Raw genomic sequence first — 2,274 nt, 5'->3', positions numbered from 1 at the left:
ACGACGCGGACGAAGACGCCGCGGTTGAGCTGGTGCTCGAGCAGTCGTTCGTGGCCGAGTAGGCGGAACGCCTCGCGCAACGTGTTGCGGGAGATCCCGAGCCGGCGAGTGATCTCCTCCTCGGAGAGTTTGTCCCCCGGCCGCAGGTGACCCTCCATGATCCGGTCGCGGAGGATGCCGGCCACCCGCTCGGCGGTGCTGGTGCGGTCGAGGCCGGTCCACTCGTCAGCTGTCGACACCGTCACGTCCTACCTTTCCCGGTTAGACCGAGGAGATCATCCCATTAACCTCATGTCAAATTGTTCAACAATCCTCTTGTGTGCTTGAGGATCGTCCCGTAGCGTCCCAGTCACCGACAGCCACCAGAACCGAGGAGGAGCCATGAGCACCACCCGAGAACCACAAGAGCTCCAGGAAGGCCGCATGGCGTGGTGGCGAGAACTGCCCGCGCGCGGCAAGCGCGCCGTGGTCGGCGCCTTCCTCGGCTTCGGGCTCGACTCCTACGACTTCTGGGTCCTGCCGCTCAGCCTGACCGCCATCGCCGCCACGTTCAGCCTCACCGGCGGGCAGACCGGCCTGCTCGCCACCGTCACCCTGGTCGCCTCCGCCTTCGGCGGCATGGCCGCCGGCGTGCTGGCCGACCGGATCGGCCGGGTGCGTACCCTGATGATCACGGTGATCGCCTACGCGCTGTTCACCGCGCTGTGCGGGTTAGCCCCCAACTACGAGACGCTGCTGGTCTTCCGCGGTCTGCAGGGTCTCGGGTTCGGCGGCGAGTGGGCCACCGGCGCCATTCTGGTCGCCGAGTACGCCGCCGCCCGGCACCGCGGCCGGGCGGTCGCCGTGATCCAGAGCTCCTGGGCGGTCGGCTGGGGTGCCGCCGTGCTGGCCTACACCGTGGTGTTCAACCTGTTCGACCAGGAGGTCGCCTGGCGCGTCCTGTTCCTCACCGGCGCCCTGCCCGCCCTCGCGGTGATCTGGATCCGGCGCAAGGTCGTCGACGCCCCGATCTACACCGAGCGGGCCGAGCAGGCCGCGCGCGGCTCGCTCCGGGCGATCTTCCGAACCGACCTGCTGCGCACCACCCTCTTCGCCTCACTGCTGGCCACCGGGTGCCAGGGCGGCTACTACACCATCGCCACCTGGCTGCCGGCCTTCCTCAAGACCGAACGCGGGCTGTCCGTCGTCGGCACCGGCGGCTACCTGTTCTTCCTGATCACCGGAGCGTTCGCCGGCTATCTCACCGGCGGCTACTTCACCGACCGGCTGGGCCGCAAGAACACCTTCCGGCTCTTCGCCGTGCTCAGCGGCGCGTTGCTGCTGCTCTACACCCAACTGCCGGCCAGCACCGGCTCCGCGGTGATGTACCTCGGTTTCCCGCTGGGCTTCTGCGCCTCGGCGATCTTCAGCGGCTTCGGTTCGTACCTGGCCGAGCTGTACCCCAGCCGGGCCCGGGGCGCGGGGCAGGGCTTCACGTACAACTTCGGCCGGGCGGTCGGCGCGTTCTTCCCGACCGTCATCGGACTGCTGGCCGGCTCGTACGGGATCGGTGGGGCGATGGCGTTCGGAGCGCTGGCCTATGCGCTCGCCTTCGTCGCGCTGTTCTGGCTGCCCGAGACTCGCGCCACCGAACTGTCCTGAGGGGAGGGATCATGCCCACACCGTCCGAGGCCCGGGCCGCGTTCCGGGCCGGCCGCCGCACCACCACCGCCGGCTGGGCGCCGGGGTTCGTGCAGGCCAACCTGGTGTCGGTGCCCGCCGAGGCCGCCTACGACCTGCTGCTGTTCGCCCAGCGCAACCCCAAGCCCTGCCCGGTGCTCGACGTGACCGACGCCGGGTCGCCGACCACAGTCCTCGCCCCGGATGCCGACCTGCGCACCGACCTGCCGTGCTACCGGGTCTGGCGGCACGGCGTGCTCGACGAGGAGCCGAGCGAGATCGGCCACGTGTGGCAGGACGACCTGGTCACGTTCCTGATCGGCTGCAGCTTCACGTTCGAGGCGGCGCTGGCCGAGGCCGGGGTGCCGCTGCGGCACATCGAGCAGAACCGGAACGTGCCGATGTACGTCACCGACCGGGAGTGCCGGCCGGCCGGCCGGTTCGGCGGCCCGCTGGTGGTGTCCATGCGGCCGGTGCCTGCCAGCTTGGTCGCCACGGCCGTCCAGGTCAGCGCCCGGGTGCCGGCGGTACACGGCGCGCCGGTGCACGTCGGCGCCCCGGACGCGCTCGGGATCGCCGACCTCGGCCGGCCCGATTTCGGCGACCCGGTCGAGG

3 protein-coding genes are annotated in these 2,274 nt (G+C 70.6%); 2 read left to right on the top strand and 1 reads right to left on the bottom strand.

The window, feature by feature from the left end:
* Positions 1–239: GntR family transcriptional regulator (locus VFO68_RS21955; RefSeq protein ID WP_325160236.1), on the bottom strand; the 239-nt coding region annotated here is incomplete at its 3' end.
* A 142-nt stretch (positions 240–381) separates the two neighbouring features.
* On the opposite strand from VFO68_RS21955, the gene VFO68_RS21950 reads away from it, so the two are divergent.
* Entirely contained in the window at positions 382–1,641 is a 1,260-nt protein-coding gene (locus VFO68_RS21950) for an MFS transporter (RefSeq protein ID WP_325160235.1), read from the top strand.
* A gap of 11 nt (positions 1,642–1,652) precedes the next feature.
* A partial coding sequence (locus VFO68_RS21945; protein ID WP_325160234.1) for a D-glutamate cyclase family protein occupies positions 1,653–2,274 on the top strand: 622 nt, incomplete at its 3' end.

Origin of the sequence: Actinophytocola sp., from assembly GCF_035712165.1 — a bacterium.
Classification (GTDB): domain Bacteria; phylum Actinomycetota; class Actinomycetes; order Mycobacteriales; family Pseudonocardiaceae; genus DASYTH01.
The sequence above is the reverse complement of the archived record's forward strand: the minus strand, read 5'-3'. Positions and strand labels throughout refer to the sequence as shown.